Here is a 21,135-nt window from a genome sequence, read left to right on the forward strand (position 1 = left end):
GCCCTTTTGCCTTCTTCATCGCGTGAAGATTACTTGAGTGCCTTGAAGCGCAGGCGGTGCGGCTTGGCACCTTCTTCACCCAGGCGCTTCTTCTTGTCGGCTTCGTACTCTTGGTAGTTGCCGTCAAAGAAGAACCACTGCGAGTCGCCTTCGCAGGCCAGGATGTGGGTGCAGATACGGTCGAGGAACCAGCGATCGTGCGAGATGATCATGGCCGAGCCCGCGAACTCCAGCAGCGCGTCTTCCAGCGCCCGCAAGGTTTCGACGTCGAGGTCATTCGACGGTTCGTCCAGCATCAGCACGTTGCCGCCCTGAGCCAAGGTCTTGGCCAGGTGCAGACGGCCACGCTCACCACCGGAGAGGCTGCCCACCAGTTTTTGCTGGTCGTTGCCCTTGAAGTTGAAGCGGCCGATGTAGGCGCGGCTGGGCATCACGAACTTGCCCACGACGATGTTGTCCAAGCCGCCGGAGATGTCTTGCCACACGGTGTTCTCGGCCGCCAAGCCTTCACGGCTCTGGTCCACAAAGGCCAGCTTGGCGGTCTTGCCGATGGCCACTTCACCGCTGTCAGGCTGCTCCACACCTTGGATCATGCGGAACAGCGTGGACTTACCCGCGCCGTTCGGCCCGATGATGCCCACGATGGCGCCTGCGGGCACCTTGAAGCTGAGGTTGTCGATCAACACGCGATCGCCAAAGCTCTTGGTCACGCCCTTGAACTCAATGACCTCATTGCCCAGGCGCTCGGCTACGGGGATGAAGATTTCATTGGTTTCGTTGCGCTTTTGGTACTCGACATCGCTCAGCTCTTCAAAGCGCGCCAGACGTGCCTTGCTCTTGGCTTGGCGGCCCTTGGCGTTTTTGCGCACCCACTCCAATTCCTGCTTCAAGGCTTTGGCTCGGGCATCTTCGCTCTTTTGCTCGGCCTCCAGGCGCTTTTCCTTGCCTTCCAGCCAGTCGGAGTAATTGCCCTTGTAGGGGTGGCCCACGCCACGGTCGAGTTCCAAAATCCACTCGGCCGCGTTGTCTAAGAAGTAGCGATCGTGGGTGATGGCCACCACGGTGCCACTGAATCGCTTCAAGAACTGCTCCAGCCACTCCACCGACTCAGCGTCCAAGTGGTTGGTCGGCTCGTCCAGCAGCAGCATGTCGGGCTTGGACAGCAGCAGGCGGCACAGGGCCACCCGGCGCTTTTCACCGCCCGACAAGGGGCCGATCTTGGCATCCCAGGGCGGCAGGCGCAGCGCGTCAGCAGCGATATCGAGCAGGTGGTCGGTGTTCTCGCCGCCAGCAGCAGCAATGATGGCCTCCAGCTCGGCTTGCTCGCTGGCCAGGGCGTCAAAGTCAGCGTCCGGCTCGGCATAGGCTGCATAGACCTCGTCCAGCCGCTTTTGCGCTGCCAATGCGCCACCAATGCCTTCTTCCACCGCTTGCCGAACCGTTTGCTCCGGGTCGATTTGCGGCTCCTGCGGCAGGTAGCCAATCTTGATGCCCGGCATGGGCACGGCTTCGCCTTCAATTTCCTTGTCCAAACCCGCCATGATCTTCAACAAGGTGGACTTGCCCGAGCCGTTCAGGCCCAGCACACCGATCTTGGCGCCCGGGAAAAACGACAGGGAGATGTCCTTCAGAATCTGACGCTTCGGCGGCACGATCTTGCCGACGCGGTTCATGGTGAAGACGTATTGAGCCATGCTAGAGAGATCCAGACACAAGAAAAGGCCGGTGAAGCCGCCCGCAAATGGGCCGCAAGTCGGCGGAAATCAAAAGGTGCGCCACAGGCAGAAGGCCCAGCGCGGAACCCGCATTATCCCGGAGATGGCGACGACGGCCGGGGCTGACGCCGTTCAATGCGCGGCAACTCGTTGAGCGCCGAGGTCTCTGACAAGGGCATTTCGCCAGGTTCAGGTCGCCCCGCCTGGTCCCAATGATCCAAGATTCTCTGCAATGCCACCAAGGGCAAGGGGTGCGCCACGAGGTAGCCCTGCACCGCACCGCAGCCCGCCAGCCGTAGAACCTCCAACTGCGCTGGCTCCTCAACCCCTTCGGCCACCGTCAGCATGCCCAAGGTGTTGGCCATGTCCACAATGGTGCGAACGATGGCCCGCGCATCATGGTGGGTCAGCAGCTCCCGCACAAAGGCGCGGTCGATTTTGAGGGTGTCAAAGGGGAAGCGGCGCAGATAGGCCAGTGATGAGTAGCCGGTGCCGAAGTCATCCAAGGCAATCTGCACGCCCAGCGCTTTCAGACCATGAAGATTGCTCAAGGCCGCAGCAGGGTCATCGACAAAAATTGACTCGGTGATCTCGACCTCCAGCAACTTGGGGGCCAAGCCGGACCGCACCAAGGCCCGCTCTACGTCACCCAAGAAATGGTCGCGCATCAACTGCACGGCCGACACATTCACCGAGATCGACAGCCCGGGCAGCGAGCGACGCGCATGCAAACAGGCCTGCTCCAGAACCCAAGCCCCGATGTCTGTGATCAAGCCGGTCTTCTCGGCCACCGGAATGAACTCCGAGGGCTGCAGCTCTCCCAGCGTGGGATGACGCCACCGCAGCAGGGCCTCGGCCCCCAGCACCTCCCAAGTCGCCACGCTGACGCGGGGTTGCCAATGCAGGGTGAACTCTCCCCGCTTGAGGGCCTCGCGCAGCGCTTGCTCAATCGACAACAAGCGCCGATTGCGCTCACCCAGCCAAGGCGCAAACATCTCGCAGCGAGCCCGGCCGTGCTCCTTGGCCGCATACAGGGCCAAGTCTGCGTTACCCAGGATTTCATCCAGCGTTTGTCCGTGGTCGGGGATCATCGCAATGCCCATGCTGGCGCCGATGGCTACCGTGCGGCCCCGGATCTCACCCGCTTGGTTCAAGGCCTGCAGCAAGCGCTGGGACAGCACCGCGACTTCCTCATCGCTGCGCACGTCGTCCATCAACACAGCGAACTCGTCGCCGCCCAATCGGGCCACGACATCGCTGCGCCGCATCACGGCCTGCAGGCGTTGCGCCACCAACTTCAGGACATCGTCACCCACCGAATGGCCCAGCGAGTCGTTGATCATCTTGAAGTTATCAAGGTCAAGACACAGCATGGCGCTGCGCCGAGGCGGCGTGCCGCGCGCCTCCAGGGCTTGAGTCAGGCGCTCACGCAACTGCACCCGATTCGCCAAACCCGTCAGCGAGTCGTAGTGAGCCAAATAAGCCAGGCGCTGGTGGGTCAAGCGCTGCTGTGTGACATCCGAAATCACACCCCGCCAGCCCGTGGTCAGGCCGGAGTCGCTGACCAAGGGCTTGGCCGTGATCGACCACCACCGCAAAGCATCACCTGCCTTGACCGAGAGCAGCAAGTCCCGAAAGGGTTTGTCCAACAGCAAGGCGCGCTTCAGTGCATGAAAGCCTTCTGATTGCGTCCCGTCAGGGCTGCGCTGCAGAAGCACACTCATCAAGCTCTGCGGCAGCTCAGCGCCCTCGGGAGTGCCCAACAACTGAGCAAGCCGTTTGGAGACATGCGTGAAGGCGCCAGTGCGATCGATCTCCCAGAGCACATCGGTGGAATGCTCTTCAAAATCACGCAGCAAGAGCGACACCATATGCCCTTGGCGCTCGGCCTCACGCTCGGACAGCAGGCCGGCATTGAAAGCAGAGGCCGCCGACACAGCCGCCACCACGATGACCAAGCCATACACCAAGACCAAGGCGGTCAGCATCATGTGCGTAGGCTCGCCAGTGCGAAGCAAGGACACCACGCCACCGAGGGTCAGCGCACACACCCACGCCAAGCTGGCCCTGGGCACAGTGGCCAATGCAAAGCCACCTGCACACACCATGCCGCATCCCACCACCGCCAACGCAAGTTGCTGCTGGGGGTTTACTTCCGGCATGTAGGCGATCAGCGCCACCGCCCAGAGCGCCCCCAGCGTTCCGGCGTTTCGCGCCACCCGACTGAAGGTCTCAATCGACACGCTGTTCAAGACCTTGCCGCGGCGCTGCCACCAGCTCATCAAGGCCGACCCGCACAAAACGACCAGAGTCGCCAGCCACAGCATCAACCAGCCGACATGCACTGAGGAGTGAATCATCAGCGCAAAGAGAACAGCCGTGAACAAGTTCGCGGCCATGAGCAGCGGGGTCAGGCGGTTCACCACGGTCAAATGACAGGCTCTCAGTTCGGGCGTACTGAGATCCACGGCGCGCTGGGAAAAGCCCATGCGCTCCAAAACGGCAGTGAACAAAGGAAGCTGCAGCAAAACGAAAGCAGGTAGTGGCGCACCAAGGGGTGCAGATCCAGAATATACCGGGGGGCTCTGGCATCTCGGACGGGGCCAGCCCACAAGTACAACATATGCATAGAAACCGCCCCCTTCACACGTGGGAGTCGCTGACAGTCCGATACAAAAGAAGGGAGAACACCTCCCTAAATTGAACGCCTTGGGGACTCGCTTGCAGCAGTTCACTCCTGTACAAACGAGCTCGTGCAAGTCGCCAGTTGGGGCGGCGCACGCAGCAAGGCGGCCACCTGCCGTCGAGACCTCCTACGTGAAGAAAGCTCTCGCCATGAAGATCAAAGTTCGTCGTTCCTTGCTGGCCGCAGCGACCCTGCTGGCCAGCACCTTGGGCACTACCGCTCAGGCCAACCCGGCCCTGGTGGATGCAAGCCTGAAGGACGCGTCCCTGCGCTATGTGGAGTCTGAAGTCCTGGTGCAGTTCAAGCCCGGCATGCAGGCGGTGGCACAACGTGCCCTGAACAGCATGGGCCTGCAAACCGCCAAGGTGCTGCGCAGCGCCGCGCGCGGTGCCGATGCTGAGTTGCATCTGGTGCGCCTGCCCGCAGGCCAGAAGGTCACCGAAGCGATGCAGAAGTTGCGCGCCAACAGTGCCGTGAAGTTTGCGGAACCCAACTGGATTCTCTCGACTGCAGCCGCCCCCAACGACCCGTACTACACGAACGGCAGCCTGTGGGGCTACTACGGTGACACCTCCCCCGTGAAGACCAACCAGTTCGGCAGCCAAGCCGGCGAAAGCTACAACGCTGGCCGCAAGTGCAATGGCACAGTGCTGGTGGGCATCATCGACGAAGGCGTGATGAACACCCACCCAGACACCCAGGCCAATGTGTGGGTCAACCCGTTTGAGATCCCCAACAACGGCATCGATGACGATGGCAATGGCTACATCGACGATGTGAATGGCTGGGACTTCAAGAACAACGACAAGACCACGTTTGACGGCACGACCGACGACCACGGCACCCACGTGTCCGGCACCATCGGCGCAGTGGCCAATAACGGCGTGGGCATCGCTGGCATCTGCGACAACGTCAAGATGATCAGCGCCAAGTTCCTGGAAGGCAGCGGCACCACTGAAGCCGCGATCCTGGCCGTCGACTACATCACTGACCTGAAGACCCGTCACAACCTGAACATTGTGGCGACCAACAACTCCTGGGGTGGTGGTGGCTTCTCGCAAGCGCTGAAGGACGCCATTGACCGCGCAGGTGCGGCTGACATCCTGTTCATCGCCGCAGCGGGCAACGGCAACATCATTGGCAAGGCGATCAACACCGACAAGAAGCCGAATTACCCCTCGTCTTACACCAGCAGCAACATCATCGCTGTGGCGGCTCTGGCCTCCTCTGGTAAGAAGGCTGGCTTCTCCAACTTCGGCGCCACCAGCGTGGACATCGCAGCGCCGGGCGTTGGCATCTGGTCGACGGTGCCGACCGCCACGGGCGCAGGCTATGCCTCTTATGACGGCACGTCCATGGCCACGCCGCACGTGACCGGCGCAGCCGCCCTGTATGCCTCGCTGCATCCCGGCTCTACTGCTGCGCAGATCAAGGCCGCCATCCTGAACTCGGCCGTTCCTACGGCCTCGATGGCCGGCAAGTGCGTCACCGGCGGCCGCCTGAATGTCAGCGGCTTCTGATCTTCTGCATCGATAGCGTCTGAAAGGCCGGGACTTTGCTCCCGGCCTTTTTTTTGCTCTGTTTGTGAAGTTTTCTTGCAGTACCCGGAAGGGCGGCGCAGCCTGCGCCTAGCCGGTTGATCCCCAAGGCTGCACATCATCATCAACCGTCAGTAGAGGATTTCCATGAACCGCACTTTCTCGCGACTCACGATGTTGGCCGCCACCATGGCCGCTTGCACCTTCAGCAGCCTGGCTTCGGCCAGCCCCCAGTTGGTCGACGCCAGCCTGGCCAACCCTGCCCACCGCTACAAGCCCTCCGAGCTGATTGTTCAGTTCAAGCCGGGCATGCGTCTCGAAAGCGTCCAGCAATCCTTGCGAGGCTTGGGTCTGTCGTCCATCAAGACGCTGCGCAGCATTGCACGCGGTGGCAAGGCAGAACTGCACCTGGTCAAATTGCCCGCTCATTTCAGCGTGCCTGAAGCCATCCAATGGCTGCGCGCGCACGATGCCATCGACTTTGCAGAGCCCAACTGGATCGTCACCACTCAAGCGGCCCCTGCTGACCCCTACTACACGAACGGCAGCTTGTGGGGCTATTACGGTGACACCTCACCCACCCAGCAAAACCAATACGGCAGCCAAGCCGGCGAAGCCTTCAACGCCGGCAAGAAGTGCAAGGCGGGCGTGGTCGTTGGCATCATCGACGAGGGTGTGATGAACACGCACCCCGATACCAAGGCGGGTATCTGGAAGAACCCGGGGGAGATTCCCAACAACGGCATCGACGACGATGGCAATGGCTACATTGATGACGTCACGGGCTGGGACTTCCTGCACGACGACAAAACCACTTTCGATGGCACCACGGACGACCATGGCACCCACGTCTCCGGCACCATTGGGGCACGCACCAACAGCCAAGGCATTGTGGGCATCTGCCCCACGGTCAAGATGATCAGTGCCAAGTTCCTGGAAGGCTCGGGCTCAACCGCGGACGCGATCCTCTCGGTGGACTACATCACCGACCTCAAGATCCGCCATGATTTGAATTTGGTGGCCACCAACAACTCTTGGGGCGGCGGCGGCTTCTCCCAGGCTTTGAAGGACGCGATCGACCGTGCCGGTGCGGCCGACATCTTGTTTGTGGCGGCGGCTGGCAACAGCGGCCTGAACAGCGATGTAACGCCCAACTACCCTTCCGGCTACACCAGCGCCAACATCATCTCCGTGGCATCCATCACCAACACGGGTGCGCGCTCTAGCTTCTCGAACTACGGCCTCACCACAGTGGACATTGCAGCACCTGGCTCCAGCATTTGGTCAACGGTGCCCACCAGCACCGGGGCGGGCTATGCCAACTACAGCGGCACCTCCATGGCCACGCCTCACGTGACCGGGGCCGTGGCCTACTATGCCTCGCGTCACCCCGGCTCGACGGCTGCGCAAATCAAGGCCGCCATCCTGGCTGCTGCTGTGCCCACGGCTTCGATGACAGGCAAGTGCGTGACCGGTGGTCGCCTGGACGTCAGCGGTTTCTGATCCACACCCAGGGCGCGAGCCTGGGAAGGCTTGCACCATCTCACGAAAGGGCTGGGTTCACCCAGCCCTTTTTCATGCCGCCAAGGCGGGCTGGTACACTGCTGCCATCCGCGCGAGGTCCAGCCTTGACGACGCGGCCTGTCAGTCCTGACACCGGTGTCTGCCCCTAGCAAGCCTAGTGGCGCACCGCCCTCCCCCTCCGGGCCTCCGGCTGGTGCTGCGCCTTTGCGCGCAGGCAACGGTCCCGGTGAAGACTCCCAAATCCCTCGATGACCTTCGATACCCTCGGCTTGGCTGAGCCCATCCTGCGCGCTGTGCTTGAGCAGGGCTACACCCAACCCACCCCCATCCAGGCACAAGCCATTCCCGCCGTGCTCAATGGCGGCGACCTGATGGCCGGTGCCCAAACCGGCACGGGCAAGACCGCCGGCTTCACATTGCCCTTGCTGCACCGCCTGGCCGCTCAAGGCCAACAGCGCGATGCCAAAGGCAAGGTCTGCATCCGCGCCCTGATCCTGACGCCCACCCGCGAGCTGGCAGCCCAGGTCGAAGAAAGCGTGCGCACCTACGGCAAGTACCTGCCCCTGACCTCCATGGTCATGTTCGGTGGCGTGGGCATGCAGCCGCAAATCAACCAACTGCGCAAAGGTGTGGACATCCTGGTGGCCACGCCCGGCCGCCTCTTGGACCACCATGGCCAAGGCACGCTGGACCTGAGCCATGTGCAAATCTTTGTGCTGGACGAAGCCGACCGCATGTTGGACATGGGCTTTGTGCATGACATCAAGAAGGTGCTGGCCGTGCTGCCCGCCCAGAAGCAAAGCCTGCTCTTCTCGGCCACCTTCAGCGATGACATCAAGGCCTTGGCCGACCGCTTGCTGAACCAGCCTCAACTGATCGAAGTGGCCCGCCGCAATGCCACGGCCGACACCATTGCGCAGAAGATCCACCCGGTGGGTCGTGACCGCAAGAAGGAGCTGCTGGCCCACCTGATCCGCTCGGGCGACTGGCACCAAGTGCTGGTCTTCACCCGCATGAAGCACGGCGCCAACCGCTTGGCCGAGTTCCTGAACAAGGAAGAGCTGACCGCCATGGCCATCCATGGCAACAAGAGCCAAGGGGCTCGCACCAAGGCCTTGAGCGATTTCAAGAGCGGCGATCTGCGCGTGCTGGTGGCCACCGACATTGCGGCTCGCGGCATTGACATTGACCAGTTGCCGCACGTCGTCAATTTTGAGCTGCCCAATGTGCCAGAAGACTATGTGCACCGCATTGGCCGCACGGGCCGCGCCGGCGCTCAAGGTGAAGCCGTTTCTTTGGTGTGCGTGGACGAAAACCTGTTCTTGCGCGACATTGAAAAGCTGATCAAACGCACCTTGCCGCGCGAATTGGTGCCGGGCTTTGAGCCAGACCCGAATGAGAAGGCTGAACCGATTGTGTTGGGTCGTCGCATGACCATTGGCGTGGGTGCCGGTGGCGGCGGTGGTGGCGGTCAACGCCGCTCCAGCGGTGGCGGCGGCGGCGGTCGGGGTGGCTCCGGCGGTGGCCGTCCTCAAGGCCAAGTTGGCGGCGGTGGTCGCACAGGTGCCCCCGCAGGGCGTGCACCAGGAGGCAGCGGTGCCCCTGCGGGCGGACGCGGGCCCAATGGCGGCGGGCAGCGCTCTGGCGCGCCGCGCGGTGGCCAAGGCGGTGGCCATACCGGTGGTCGCAGCGGCAGCAACGGCGGTGGTTCACGCCGTGGCGGCGGTGGCAGCAGCAATGGCGGCGGCCAAAGCCGCTGAGCCTGAGCCGCCGCAGGCCGGCGGTGAATGGGCGAGCGCCTGTTCAAGAAATAAGGGGAGCCTGGGCTCCCCTTTTCTCCTTCATCTTGTGGCTTGATTCAGCCCCTTAAGGCGTCAGACAAACACGCCCTCTCGCAACCATTTGGTGGCGACCCATTTTTCGCCCTCCAGCACCGGCGCGCCACCATGCAAAGTGCGGGTGGCTGGGTCCGGCCGGTCATAGCTGAAGAACACCGCATTGCCGCGCACCGGAGCCACTTCCAGGCCCACATCTGGGAAGGTGGTCGAGCCGCCCTTTTCAGGCGAGTTGAGGTACATCACCAAGGTGCCAACGCGCTGCCCACCACGCGCCAAGATCGTCTTGGCACCGGGCTGCGCCGGGTCGAAATAGTCATAGTGCGGCTTGTACTCGGCACCAGGCCGATAGCGCAGCACTTGCAAGCCTTCGCCATGTGACACCGGCCAGCGCAGCAAGGCCTCAATGCGCTTTTCAATGCGGGCACAGACCTCGTGTTCACCACGTTCAAAAAACATGCCGTCACTGGTGCGCGCCTCGTTGACCTCGCTGCCACCGGTTTCATTGACCACGGTCTCTGAGCGGGCCAAGCGCACTTCCGCCAAGCGCTTCATCTCCTCGCACTCTTGCTCGGACAAGAAATTCCCAAACACCACCACACGCGGCAACTGCAAGGTCAGCAGAACATCCACATGTTTATCGTGGGCCCAGATGCGGCTGGGCGAGCCCTCCAGCAGAGGCCCTGGCAGAGGCTTGTCGCCCACGGGCAATTGCCCCGGCGCCAAGCCTTGCGCGGCCAAAGCAGCCTGCTGCTGCTTGAGATGCTCGGCCAGCGACTCCTCCATCGCTGCTACCGCCACATCCTCTTGCCAACCCCGGTCCATCATGGCCTTGAGCACATCTTCCGGGCGACACCCGGCTTGTGCTTGGGCAATGATCCAGGCCTTCAGCTCGGGCGAAGCTTGCTGCTTCATCACCACGGGCCGCTGCTGCTTATGAGGAAGGTGTCGTTTGCTCATGGCGGGCATTCTCGCAGAGCAGCTTGCACTCAGGCCTGGGCGGCACGCCGGAACACCATCCGGTCTGGGCTGCTGTGAGCGGCACTGAAGGCATAACCCTCGACGTCAAAACCAGCCAAGTCCTCGGGCCGCTCGATGCGATGCTGAATGGCCCAACGGGCCATCAGGCCGCGTGCTCGCTTGGCAAAAAAGCTGACGATCTTCCACTCGCCGCCCTTGCCCTCTTCAAACACGCACTCCACCACGCGGGCCTTCAGCGTCTTGCGCTTCACGGCCTTGAAGTATTCCTGCGAGGCCAGGTTGATGACGACCGGGGCCTTCTCTTTGGCTTGGCGCCGGTTGAGGTAAGGGCTCAGGGTCTCTGACCAATAGGCATAGAGGTCGCTGCCCGCAGGGTTGGCCAGGCGGGTGCCCATCTCCAGGCGATAGGGCTGCAGCCTGTCGAGCGGCTTCAAGGCGCCATACAGCCCCGAGAGGATGACCACATGCTGCTGCGCCCAGACCAAGTCTTGCAGCGACAAGCTCTGCGCCTGCAGGCCTTCATACACATCGCCATTGAAGGCGAGTGCGGCGGGCTTGCTGTTGTGCGGCGTGAAGCGCGTCGACCAAGCGCCGTAGCGGGCCACATTCAGCTGCGCCAGCGCGTCCGACAAGTCCATCAGCTTGGCAATCTGCAGCGGGGTTTGCGGGCGCAGCAGGTCGATCAGCACTTTGGCCTCGGCTACAAACTCGGGCCGCGTGGCCAGGGCTTCGACCTCAGCCGCCACCGGCGTTTCATAGTCCAGCGACTTGGCTGGCGAGAGCAAGAACAACATCGCGACCAGCCTCAGTCCAGGGCCTCAAGCCCCTGAGAGGGCATGTCTGGTGCTTGGCCCAACGCAGCCCGCCAAGAGCGATGCGGAATGTGGTTGCGCAGCCGGAACACCGCCCGCATCAGCAAAGCGCCGTTGATCTCATGGCCCGCGTCTTCGGCAATGTCGATGGTGGCATCGCCCTGCACATCGGCCAAGCGCTGCATCGCCTCACGCGCGTGCTGCACTTCAATGACCGGGTCCAGGCCCCCATGGAAGAAATGCAGCGTGGTTTGCTTGGGCGCGGCCTCTGGCAAGGTGGCGTAGCGGCCCGCAAAGGCCAACACCCGGCCGACCAAGCCGTCATAGCGTTGGGCCAACTCCAGCGCCAAGATGGCACCCTGAGAAAAGCCCACCAAGCACGTCGCCTGTTGGCCCAAGCCCACCGCCTGCTGCGCCGCCTGCACGGCCGCCTGCAGCGTGGGCAGCACCGGCTCCAGACGGGCCACGCGAGTGGCGTCGGTTTGGCCCTGGATGGAAAACCACTGCCGCGCGCCCCCCACCTGGGCGGCCGGCAGGCCGTCAAAGGGCTCAAAACCGTCAAAGGCCAGCACAGCCGCCTGCGGGAACTCACGGCGCAAATGCTCGGCCAGCGGGCCCATGTCTGCCGCATTGGCGCCCACACCGTGCAGCAGCACAAACAGTTGCTCAGGCTGGCCGCTCTCGGGCACCCAGCGCAGGGTTTGGATAGAGGTACTCATGGCGGCGGATTGTCGCCCTTGTCGAGGGGGCTTGCCGGGCTCAGGGCTTGCTCAACCCGAACAATCGCTGGGCATTGCGCCAAGCCACCTGCTCGGCCACCTCACGGGGTAAGCCCCCCAACCACACCCGGTAGGCCTGCATCAGCGCTTCGTAGTGCTGCCAGCGCTGCACCACCCAGGTGTCGGAGCCCACCAAAAAACGGTCGGGGTATTTCAGCAGCAGTGCGCGCCAAGCGGGGCAGAGCTGGCCCGACTCGCAGACCAAGCCGGGCCGGTAGGACAGTTCGCCCTTCAAGCCAGGGTAGCGCTCCAGCAAGGCCGCCACGCGTTCGGGCGGCGTGCCGCCAATGCCGGTATGGGCCCAGATCAGCGACAGCTTCTGGCCTTGGCTGGGGGTGGCGGCCATCAGCAGGTCGATGGCCGCATCATCCACATGGGCCAACACCGTCAGGCCTTTGTCCTCGGCCAGCGCCATCAAGGTGCGCGCTGTGGGGCCTTTGGCGTTGGCGCTGTCATAGAGGTGGAACTCGCCAATGCCGCGATACGGCCCCGCAGCCGTGCCTTGGGCCAACTCTGCGCGCACCATCTGGACAATGCTCTCGTCGTGGTGCCAAGTGTCGTAATCAGCCCGGTTGCGGTAGAGCCGGATGAAGGGCACCACCTGCACCTGCGTCTGCTGGAGGAGCGGGCTGGCCACCAGCAGCTTGGTGCCGTCGTTAGGCCGTGAGTTGGACAGCGCCGCCCGCACGCCGCTGCGCTGCAGGCGCCCCAGCACATCCTCGGGCGGGTGCGGCCCGTTGCGGCCATCCCAGGCCTCGACGTTGTAGTGCAGGTGGGCGTCAAACAAAGGGCCGTCGTAGTCGGCAGCCACCGCGGTGGCTGCGCACAGCGCCAGCAGCACCCCCAGGCTGCGCTGGAAGAGATCAGTCATGCGGCAGTATGGCGGACGGCAGGGGCCGCATCAAGCAAGGTCCTGGGCTGGCTTTGGCCGCTGAACCAGTTGAACTTGATTGCCCGAAGGGTCCTTGAGCGTGGCCAACACGCCGCCCCAATGCTGGACCTCTGGCGCACCGGTGAAGGTCACGCCGCAGGCTTGCAGCCGGGTGTATTCATCCGCGATGGAGGTCACCGCAAACGACAGCCCCGAGAAGCGACCGACCAAGGCTTGCTCTTCGGGCGGTGCGTCGAGGGGCACAGGCTCCACCACAAGTTGCACGCTGCTCGGCCCAAACACGCAGAAACCAAGCTCTGTACCGCCCGCCTGCAGGGGAAGGCCGAGCAAGGTGCCATAGAAATGCTGCGCCTGCGCAAGATCGCGAACGAACAGTCGGGCTGCGCTGAGTTCCATGGGCGTACTCCGGGGTGGGGCGGGTGTTGCTGATGGGGCAAAGCATATCGGCTTGCAAGCCATCGTGGTTGGTCCAGCAAGGCAGCGCCCCGGCTCACTGATCCAGCGTGGTTTTCCAGAAGCGCTTCAGTGCTTCAAAGGTCTGGGCCTGGGCTTGGGCCGTGGCAGCAGGGGTGCCGCCGCTCTTCATGGGGCCGTCGTTGTAATGCTGGGTCGACGAGGTGCCCGTGCCGCCCAAGAAATGCCCGGCCTGCGGGAACACCAAGCTCACGGTGGGCAGGCCGGCCTTTTGGCGCGCCTGTGTCAGCGCTTCCGTCATCGCCCCGGAGGCCCAAATCTGGTCGTCCCCGGCCCCGGCCAAGAACACCGGTGCGGCAATCTTCTCGACCGGAATGCGCGCAGCCTCCACCCGATCGGCATGGGCTGCACGGCCTTGGTCATGCGGGCGGCGAATGCGCACCGCTTGGCCGGTGGCAAAGCCCGCGAACTCCTGCTGAAACCCTTGGTAAGGCACAAAGGGCAAGCTCTGGCCCTGCCACGCAAACGAGGCGCTGCGGCCCTCGGCCACGCCGGGCCCCCAGCCCTCCCAGACCACATCGGTGGGCACGATGGCGGCCACCGCCTTGATCCAGGGCATGCGCACCGCCGCCAAGAGCGCGAACTCAGCCCCCTTGGAGGTGCCCATCACGCCGATGCGCTGGCCGTCCACCTCGGGCTGCTGCACCAGCCAATCGCGGGCGGTTTGCAGCCGCTCCAGCGGGATGTTGGCAAAGCTGGCGGGCAGGCTGGGCAGCTCGGACGGCGTCGGGCCTTGCGGCCCCCAGCCCACGGGTGAGTAGTAGGGCAAGGCCAAGACCGCATAGCCCCGCGAGGCCCAGACCGCCGCATCGCGGGTGACCAGCGAGCCGCCCTCTGAGCCGCCCAGCAAAATCAAGGCAGGCCGCCGCGTGGACCCGGGCATGACGGCCAGCTTGGCGCCTTCAAAGCTGGGCACCGCCCGCTCCTGTACGTCCGGCAGGCTGCGCAGCAGATGCAGCACGCCACTGGCCACGGTGCGGCCCTGGTGCAGCACGGTGTACTCGGTCTGCGCCGGCGTGCGCCCGGCTTCTACTGGCCCAGCTTGGAGCTTCATGGCCCACAGCAAGCCCCGGCCATCCACGCCCTCATAGCTGCCCGACAGCGGCGCCTGCTCGGCCAGCTGCACCTGCCCTTGGGGCGAGACCTTGAACACCGCCTGCGCCTGATAGGGCTTGACCTGGCCGGTGAAATCGGGCGCCATGCGGCGCGCTTGCACCGTCACCTCGTCACCGGGCGGCAAGCCCTCGACCACCACTGCAAACGGCTCCCCGGCCAGCACCCGGTCGGAGGGGCTGAACTGAATCGACTGCGCCAGCACCGCAGAGGCCGACAACAGCGCGCCAGCCAAGCCCAGTTGAACACCGGAGGTGAGGGATAAGGCCATGAGAATCTCCAAGTCGTTGAGGAATGGCGCGGATGCTAGAGAGCGCGCTCACCCTGCAAGGGCAGCATGCGACCAATGGACAGCGGTGGCGACGAATCGACAGCCGTCCGGGTCAACGGAAGTCCCTGCTGCGCTGCTGCAAGCCCTGCAGCAAGTGGCTGTGGTCCACCAAGCGGCGGGCGATGAGGTGGGTGACCACGCCGTCGGTTTGCCAGATGCCGTAGACGGTCAGCAGGCGTGCGGTCAGCAAGGTACGGCGATGGGCCTCGGCCACTTGGGGCCAGACGATGACGTTGACGGTGCCGGTGTCGTCTTCCAGGGTCGCAAACACCACGCCCTTGGCGGTGGCCGGGCGCTGGCGGTGGGTGACCAAGCCGCTGGCGCGCACCAACTGGCCGGGGCGGCAGTCTCGCAAGGTGTCGGCGGGCAGCACTCGGAAGGCCTGCAATTGCGGGCGCAGCAGGGCCAGCGGGTGGCTGTCCAGCGACAGGCCGGTGCGGCGATAGTCGGCCAGCAGGGCTTCGCCTTGGCTCAGGGGCTGCAAGGTGGCGGCGGGCTCTTCCGCGCTGCTCACGGAGGCGCTGCTGCGGGCTTGCGCTTCGGCCAGCAAAGGCGGTGGCCGGGTGTCAAGGCCCGTCACCGCCCAGGCCGCTTGGCGGCGGTGGCCCGCCAAGGTGTGCAGGGCATTGGCCTCGGCCAGCATTTGCAGGCTGCGGGCGTCCAACTCGGCCCGGTGGGCCAGGTCGGCCACGTCCTTGAAGGGGCCTTGGCCGCGCCGCGCCGCCACCAGGCGCTGCACGGCTGCCTCGGGCAGGCCCGAGACCTGATGCAGGCCCAGGCGCACCGCGCGCAAGGCGGGGGAGGAGCGGGCTATAGACCCTTCGACAAGCTCAGGGCGAACAGAGCGGGAGGCAGTGGACGCCCCTTCGACAGGCTCAGGGCGAACGGTGTGCCTGGCGTGAGCGGCGTGGGCGGCAGGCTGTTCGGGGCGCGGCTCCAGCGTGGTCTCCCAGTCACTCTGGCCCACATCCACCGGCCGCACCTCAACACCGTTGGCGCGGGCGTCGCGCACCAGTTGGGCCGGGGCATAAAAACCCATGGGCTGGCTGTTGAGCAAGGCGGCCAGAAAAATGTCGGGGTGATGGTGTTTGAGCCAGGCGCTGACATAGACCAAGAGCGCAAAGCTGGCCGCATGGCTTTCTGGGAAGCCGTATTCACCAAAGCCCTGGATCTGCCGGAAGATGGCCTCGGCGTACTCGCGCTCATAGCCCTTGGCCACCATGCGGCCCACCAGCTTCTCGTGAAAAGGCTCCAGCCCGCCCTTGCGCTTCCAGGCGGCCATGCCGCGCCGCAGCGCATCGGCCTCGCCGGGGGTGAAGTCGGCCGCCAAAATGGCCAACTGCATCACCTGCTCTTGGAAGATGGGCACGCCCAGCGTGCGGTCGAGGGCCTGCTTGACCTCGTCGCTGGGGTAGCTCACCGGCTCTTCGCCGCTGCGGCGCTTCAGATAGGGGTGGACCATGCCGCCCTGGATGGGCCCGGGCCGCACGATGGCGACCTCGATCACCAGGTCGTAAAACTTGCGGGGCTGCAGGCGCGGCAGCATGCTCATCTGCGCCCGGCTCTCCACCTGAAAGACCCCGGTGGACTCCCCCCGGCACAGCATGTCGTACACCGCCGGGTCGTCCGCAGGCAGGGCACTCATGGGCAAAGCGTGGGGCACCTGCGGCGTGTCGGGGCGGTCCGGCGCGCTGCGCTGGCATAGCGGGCCCCAGCGCAGGGGCTCTTTGAGCACCAGCAGGTCCAGGCCACGGCGAATGGCGCTCAACATGCCCAGCGCCAAGATGTCCACCTTGATCAGGCCCAGCGCATCCAGGTCGTCTTTGTCCCACTCGATCACGGTGCGCCCGGCCATGGCCGCGTTCTCCACCGGCACCAGGCGGGCGATGTCGTCCTTGGCAATCACAAACCCACCGGGGTGCTGGCTGAGATGGCGCGGAAAGCCCTTGAGCTGCTGGGTCAACTCCACCCACAGGTGCACCAAGGGCGCGTCCGCATCAAAGCCATGCTCGGCCAAGCGCTGGGCCGAAAACACCCCACTGACCATGCCATGCTGCTGGCGCGACACCGCGTCGATGCGGTCCAAGTCAAAGCCCAGCGCCCGTCCCACATCGCGCAGCGCCGAGCGCGTGCGATAGGTGATGACCACGCCCGTCAGCGCCGCACGGTGGCGGCCGTATTTGCGATAGATGTACTGAATGACCTCTTCGCGGCGCTGGTGCTCAAAGTCCACATCAATGTCCGGCGGCTCATTGCGCTCGGCACTGATGAAGCGCTCGAACAGCAGGCTCATGCGCGCCGGGTCCACCTCGGTGACGCCCAAGCAAAAGCACACCACCGAGTTGGCCGCGCTGCCCCGCCCCTGGCACAAGATGCCTTGGGCGCGCGCCCAGTGCACGATGTCAGCCACGGTCAAAAAATAGGGCTCATAGCGCAGTTGCGCAATCAAGCCCAGCTCATGCTCAATTTGCGCCCGCACCTTGGGCGGCTCGCCCTGGCTGAAGCGGCGGCGCACGCCGTCTTCCGTCAACGCCCGCAGCCAGGTGGTGGGGGTGTGGCCCTCGGGCACCAGCTCTTGCGGATATTCATAGCGCAACTCGTCCAGAGAAAACGCGCAGCGCCCAGCCCAGGCCACAGTGCGCGCCAGGGCGTCTGGTGGCCACAGCTCGGCCAAGCGCTGGCGGCTGCGCAAATGCTGCTCGGCATTGGCCTGCAAGGCCCAGCCTGCTGCGGCCACCGTGGTGTTCAGGCGGGTCGCCGTCAGCACATCTTGCAGCGGCTTGCGGGCCCGGCTGTGCATCAGCACATCGCCACTGGGCAGCCACGGCAAGCCACTGGCTTGGCTCACTTTTTGCGTTAAATCCAGCAGCTCCTCGTCCCAAGGCCCCAAGGTGCTGGCCACCGTCAGCGCCGCCCTGTCGCCCAGCCAGGTTTTGAGCCACAGCGCCCGCGCAAACACGGCCTCAAAACTCGGCAGCTGCGGCCGGGCGGTGCCGGTGCCGGGCCCCACCTCCACCACCAGCAGGGCCAAGCAACCGGGCAGCCCAGCCAGATGCGGCAAATGCGGCACCTTGCCCTCCAGGTCACTGCCATACGCAAAGTACTGCCCCTTGGGCGCACGGCGCCGCGCCACCGTGATCCACTGCGCCAAGTTGCCATAGCCGCGCCGCTCTTGCACCAGCACCACCAGCCGCGCCCACGGTGCAGCGTCGCCCTCCTCCCCCGCTGTGCCGCCTTTGGGGGCTGCTGCCGCCAGCAAGCTCATGCGCGCCCCCACCACCAGATGCAGCCCGCGCTGCTTGGCCTCTTCATGGGCCCGCACCACCCCACCCAGGCTGCCCTCGTCCGTCAGCGCCAGCGCGGCATAGCCCAAGCCTTGCGCGCGCGCCACCAGCTCCTGCGGGTGCGAGGCACCCGCCAGAAAGCTGAAATTGCTGCGGCAGTGGAGTTCGGCGTAGGGAGCGGGCATGAATACTGTATTTTTATACAGTATTCATGCCTATCTCACTCTGTTCTTGGAACAGGGTCAACACCAACGAGCTTTCTTACGGAACAACTGGTTCGAAAAGCCGAGCAGGTCAGGTTGAAAGGGTTTGGTGAATGATCTCGTCAGGGCTTACTGCTTGGGGGCCAAACCCGGTGGATACTTTGCTAAGCATTCGTCAATGGGCTCAACTTTTTTAATTTCAAGCGACCAAGGTTCAACGGTCACCGATGACTCGTGTACCGCAACTACGTAGTACCGCATGCATCCCTTCGCGTTGAGAGGCAGCATCGCATCGGGGCTCGGTCGCCGAACTGCTTTCCTTGTCGTTTGAACAAGAAGCAAATTGCTACCAGGATCAATCCTGACGCTGGAACTGCCAGATGTGTCTAGCCTTCCATTGACCCCAACTATTCGGACTGGCACCTCATTCAAATCAGATCCAATGAGGCGTTCTCCCGTCACTTCAGCATACGGGCCTGGTGTCGCACAGCCACCGATCGCAAAGACTAGCGAGAAGAATGAAAGATGCTTTAGGTTCATGCTCGGCTCAAGGTAGTGCTGGAGTGCAGACATGAAGCACCTCAACTTCGACGTCAACGGTTTGCCTGGAAACCGAGGGGAGCGAGCCAAGGATATCCAGCGACAAGCAGTGCTTCAATTTCGACCAGGAAGCAATGACTAATTCCTGCTCTTGCATCTGATTATGACCAGTGTCATGGTCGTCGGCTACCAGACTACCCAGTATGGAGTCTCAAACATCATCAGCTTTGGGGGGATGTCAGGGCATGCTGTCCCGCTCAGCCGCTGACAACAGCATCACCGCCGCCCTCGACGCCACCCTCACCCCCTGCTGCGCCCTGTGCCAGCAAGGCTTGCAGGCCAGCTTCGTCCAACACAGCAATACCCAACTCGCGGGCTTTGTCCAGCTTGGAGCCGGCTTCTTCACCGGCCACCACATAGCTGGTCTTTTTGGAGACCGAACCGCTGACCTTGCCGCCCGCCGCTTCGATCAAGGCCTTGGCCTCGTCGCGGCTGAGCGTGGGCAGGGTGCCGGTCAGCACCAGGGTCTTGCCCAGCAGAGGCCGGGGGGCGTCGCTGGCTTGCGGCTCGATGGCGGGCCAGGTGACACCGCAGGCGACGAGTTGCTCGACCACTTCGCGGTGATGGGGCTGGTCAAAGAACTGGCGCAGGCTGGCGGCCACCACGGGGCCGACGTCGGGCACTTCGAGCAGTTCTTCCAAGCGGGCGTCCATGATGCGGGTGATGTCGCCAAAGTGCTTGGCCGTGTCTTTGGCGGTGGTCTCGCCCACGTGGCGGATACCGAGCGAAAACAAGAACCGACCCAGCGTGGTTTGTTTGCTGGCCTCGATGGCGGCCACCAGGTTGTTGGCACTTTTCTCGCCCATGCGCTCCAGCGTGGCCAAGTGCACAAACCCCAGTTTGTAGAGGTCGGGCAAGGTACGCACGATGCCGGCATCCACCAATTGGTCCACCAGCTTGTCGCCCAGACCTTCGATGTCCATGGCGCGGCGGCCTGCAAAGTGCAGCAGGGCTTGTTTGCGTTGGGCGGGGCAGGTGATGCCACCGGTGCAGCGCCAATCAGCCTCGCCCTCCTCCCGCGCAATGGGGCTGGCGCAGACGGGGCATTGGCCGCTCAAGCGCTTGTAGAGGTCGAAGGCGTCGCCCACTTCGGCCGGGCGCTTCTCCAGCACCACGCCCACCACTTCGGGGATCACATCGCCCGCGCGGCGCACGATCACCGTGTCGCCCACGCGCACGTCTTTGCGGCGGGCTTCGTCTTCGTTGTGCAGCGTGGCGTTGCTGACGGTGGTGCCGCCCACAAACACCGGCTCCAGCTTGGCCACCGGGGTGAGCTTGCCGGTGCGGCCGACCTGAATGTCGATGTCGAGCAGGCGCGTCATCTGCTCTTGGGCTGGGTATTTGTGGGCCACAGCCCAGCGCGGCTCGCGGCTGACAAAGCCCAGGCGCTCTTGCAGCGCCCGCTCGTTGACCTTGTAGACCACGCCGTCGATGTCAAAGGGCAGCGCATCGCGCTGCTGGCCCATGCGGGTGTGGAAGGCCACCAGTTCATCCGCACTGGCCGCCACGGTGCGGTGTTCGCACACCGGCAAGCCCAGTGCGGCCAAGGCATCCAGCAGGCCGCTGTGGGTTGGCGGCACGGCCCAGCCCTGCACCTCGCCCAGGCCGTAGGCATAAAAGCTCAGCGGGCGCTTGGCGGCAATGGCCGGGTCCAACTGACGCACCGCGCCAGCAGCCGCATTGCGCGGGTTCACAAAGGTCTTTTCGTTCTTGGCGCCTGCGGCAATCAGGCCGCGCTGGCGCTCGTTCAAGGCCTCGAAGTCGTCGCGGCGCATATAGACCTCGCCGCGCACTTCCAGCACCGTCGCCTCGCAGCCTTTGAGCCGAAGAGGGATCTGGCCGATGGTGCGGATGTTTTGGGTCACGTCTTCGCCGCTTTCGCCGTCACCCCGCGTGGCGGCTTGGACCAGCACGCCGTGCTCGTAACGCAAGTTAAGCGCCAGGCCGTCGAACTTCAGCTCGGCTGCATAGGCGGGGCTGGGCTCACCTTCAGCCAGCGCCAGCTCTCGCCGCACGCGGGCGTCAAAAGCCTGGGCACCGCCCGCCGTGGTGTCGGTTTCGGTGCGGATGCTGAGCATGGGCACCGCATGGCGCACGCTGGCAAAACCCTCCAGCACCTTGCCGATGACGCGCTGGGTCGGCGAGTCGGGAGTCAGCAGCTCGGGGTACTGCGCCTCCAGCGCTTGCAGGGCTTGGAAGAGGCGGTCGTACTCGGCGTCGGGGATGCTGGGCGCGTCCAGCACATAGTACTGGTGGGCGTGATGCTGCAGTTGAGCGCGCAGCTCTGCGGCACGCTGCTGGGCCTCTGGGGGCGCGTGGGTAGAAAACAGGTCAGACATCCGCCCAGTGTAGAGGCGCGGATGATTTA

13 protein-coding genes are annotated in these 21,135 nt (G+C 64.2%); 3 read left to right on the forward strand and 10 right to left on the reverse strand.

Going from position 1 to position 21,135, the window contains the following annotated elements; all coding sequences use genetic code 11:
• Nucleotides 1-29: 29 nt before the first annotated feature.
• Nucleotides 30-1,694 (reverse strand): energy-dependent translational throttle protein EttA, encoded by a 1,665-nt coding sequence (ettA, locus tag KAK11_RS06975; protein ID WP_210807594.1) that lies wholly within the window; start codon nt 1,692-1,694, stop codon nt 30-32.
• A 113-nt stretch (nt 1,695-1,807) separates the two neighbouring features.
• Nucleotides 1,808-4,228 (reverse strand): putative bifunctional diguanylate cyclase/phosphodiesterase, encoded by a 2,421-nt coding sequence (locus KAK11_RS06980; protein ID WP_210807596.1) that lies wholly within the window; start codon nt 4,226-4,228, stop codon nt 1,808-1,810.
• Between the two features lie 304 nt (nt 4,229-4,532).
• Here KAK11_RS06980 and KAK11_RS21750 point away from each other — a divergent pair, with 304 nt between their 5' ends.
• The 3 genes from KAK11_RS21750 (at nt 4,533) to KAK11_RS06995 (ending at nt 9,223) form a co-directional block, all read left to right on the forward strand.
• Nucleotides 4,533-5,921: a S8 family peptidase gene (locus tag KAK11_RS21750; protein ID WP_210807599.1), complete on the forward strand. Its 1,389-nt coding sequence runs from the start codon at nt 4,533-4,535 to the stop codon at nt 5,919-5,921.
• Nucleotides 5,922-6,086: 165 nt separating this feature from the next.
• Nucleotides 6,087-7,442: a S8 family peptidase gene (locus KAK11_RS06990; RefSeq protein ID WP_210807601.1), complete on the forward strand. Its 1,356-nt coding sequence runs from the start codon at nt 6,087-6,089 to the stop codon at nt 7,440-7,442.
• A 269-nt stretch (nt 7,443-7,711) separates the two neighbouring features.
• Complete coding sequence (locus KAK11_RS06995) at nt 7,712-9,223, forward strand: DEAD/DEAH box helicase (protein WP_210807603.1); 1,512 nt, start codon at nt 7,712-7,714, stop codon at nt 9,221-9,223.
• 114 nt (nt 9,224-9,337) lie between these two features.
• Here KAK11_RS06995 and KAK11_RS07000 read toward each other — a convergent pair whose 3' ends face one another.
• From KAK11_RS07000 to ligA, 8 genes are all read right to left on the reverse strand, one after another.
• The gene (locus tag KAK11_RS07000; RefSeq protein WP_375140667.1) at nt 9,338-10,267 is read right to left on the reverse strand and encodes a 2OG-Fe(II) oxygenase; all 930 of its coding nucleotides are present in this window, start codon (nt 10,265-10,267) and stop codon (nt 9,338-9,340) included.
• A 20-nt stretch (nt 10,268-10,287) separates the two neighbouring features.
• The gene (yaaA, locus tag KAK11_RS07005) at nt 10,288-11,073 is read right to left on the reverse strand and encodes a peroxide stress protein YaaA (protein WP_210807605.1); all 786 of its coding nucleotides are present in this window, start codon (nt 11,071-11,073) and stop codon (nt 10,288-10,290) included.
• Nucleotides 11,074-11,084: 11 nt separating this feature from the next.
• Nucleotides 11,085-11,810, reverse strand: a complete 726-nt coding sequence (gene ypfH / locus KAK11_RS07010) for an esterase (protein ID WP_210807607.1) — start codon at nt 11,808-11,810, stop codon at nt 11,085-11,087.
• Between the two features lie 40 nt (nt 11,811-11,850).
• On the reverse strand, nt 11,851-12,741 hold the full coding sequence (locus KAK11_RS07015) for an amidohydrolase family protein (protein ID WP_210807610.1): 891 nt from the start codon (nt 12,739-12,741) through the stop codon (nt 11,851-11,853).
• Between the two features lie 30 nt (nt 12,742-12,771).
• A complete protein-coding gene (locus KAK11_RS07020) occupies nt 12,772-13,158 on the reverse strand; it encodes a VOC family protein (RefSeq protein ID WP_210807612.1) in 387 nt (128 codons plus the stop codon).
• Nucleotides 13,159-13,252: 94 nt separating this feature from the next.
• Entirely contained in the window at nt 13,253-14,620 is a 1,368-nt protein-coding gene (locus tag KAK11_RS07025) for an acyl-CoA thioester hydrolase/BAAT C-terminal domain-containing protein (RefSeq protein ID WP_210807614.1), read from the reverse strand.
• 112 nt (nt 14,621-14,732) lie between these two features.
• A complete protein-coding gene (locus KAK11_RS07030) occupies nt 14,733-18,149 on the reverse strand; it encodes an error-prone DNA polymerase (RefSeq protein WP_210807616.1) in 3,417 nt (1,138 codons plus the stop codon).
• An 815-nt stretch (nt 18,150-18,964) separates the two neighbouring features.
• Entirely contained in the window at nt 18,965-21,106 is a 2,142-nt protein-coding gene (ligA, locus tag KAK11_RS07035) for an NAD-dependent DNA ligase LigA (RefSeq protein ID WP_210807618.1), read from the reverse strand.
• Nucleotides 21,107-21,135 lie beyond the last annotated feature (29 nt).

The sequence above is a fragment of the Ideonella paludis genome (assembly GCF_018069865.1).
Lineage (GTDB): Bacteria > Pseudomonadota > Gammaproteobacteria > Burkholderiales > Burkholderiaceae_C > Ideonella > Ideonella paludis.

Coding starts and splice junctions, on each gene's coding strand:
- ettA (WP_210807594.1), bottom strand. CDS start 1,694: ATGGCTCAATACGTCTTCACCATGAACCGCGTCGGCAAGATCGTGCCG.
- KAK11_RS06990 (WP_210807601.1), top strand. CDS start 6,087: ATGAACCGCACTTTCTCGCGACTCACGATGTTGGCCGCCACCATGGCC.
- KAK11_RS06995 (WP_210807603.1), top strand. CDS start 7,712: ATGACCTTCGATACCCTCGGCTTGGCTGAGCCCATCCTGCGCGCTGTG.
- KAK11_RS07000 (WP_375140667.1), bottom strand. CDS start 10,267: ATGCCCGCCATGAGCAAACGACACCTTCCTCATAAGCAGCAGCGGCCC.
- yaaA (WP_210807605.1), bottom strand. CDS start 11,073: ATGTTGTTCTTGCTCTCGCCAGCCAAGTCGCTGGACTATGAAACGCCG.
- ypfH (WP_210807607.1), bottom strand. CDS start 11,810: ATGAGTACCTCTATCCAAACCCTGCGCTGGGTGCCCGAGAGCGGCCAG.
- KAK11_RS07015 (WP_210807610.1), bottom strand. CDS start 12,741: ATGACTGATCTCTTCCAGCGCAGCCTGGGGGTGCTGCTGGCGCTGTGC.
- KAK11_RS07020 (WP_210807612.1), bottom strand. CDS start 13,158: ATGGAACTCAGCGCAGCCCGACTGTTCGTTCGCGATCTTGCGCAGGCG.
- KAK11_RS07025 (WP_210807614.1), bottom strand. CDS start 14,620: ATGGCCTTATCCCTCACCTCCGGTGTTCAACTGGGCTTGGCTGGCGCG.
- KAK11_RS07030 (WP_210807616.1), bottom strand. CDS start 18,149: ATGCCCGCTCCCTACGCCGAACTCCACTGCCGCAGCAATTTCAGCTTT.
- ligA (WP_210807618.1), bottom strand. CDS start 21,106: ATGTCTGACCTGTTTTCTACCCACGCGCCCCCAGAGGCCCAGCAGCGT.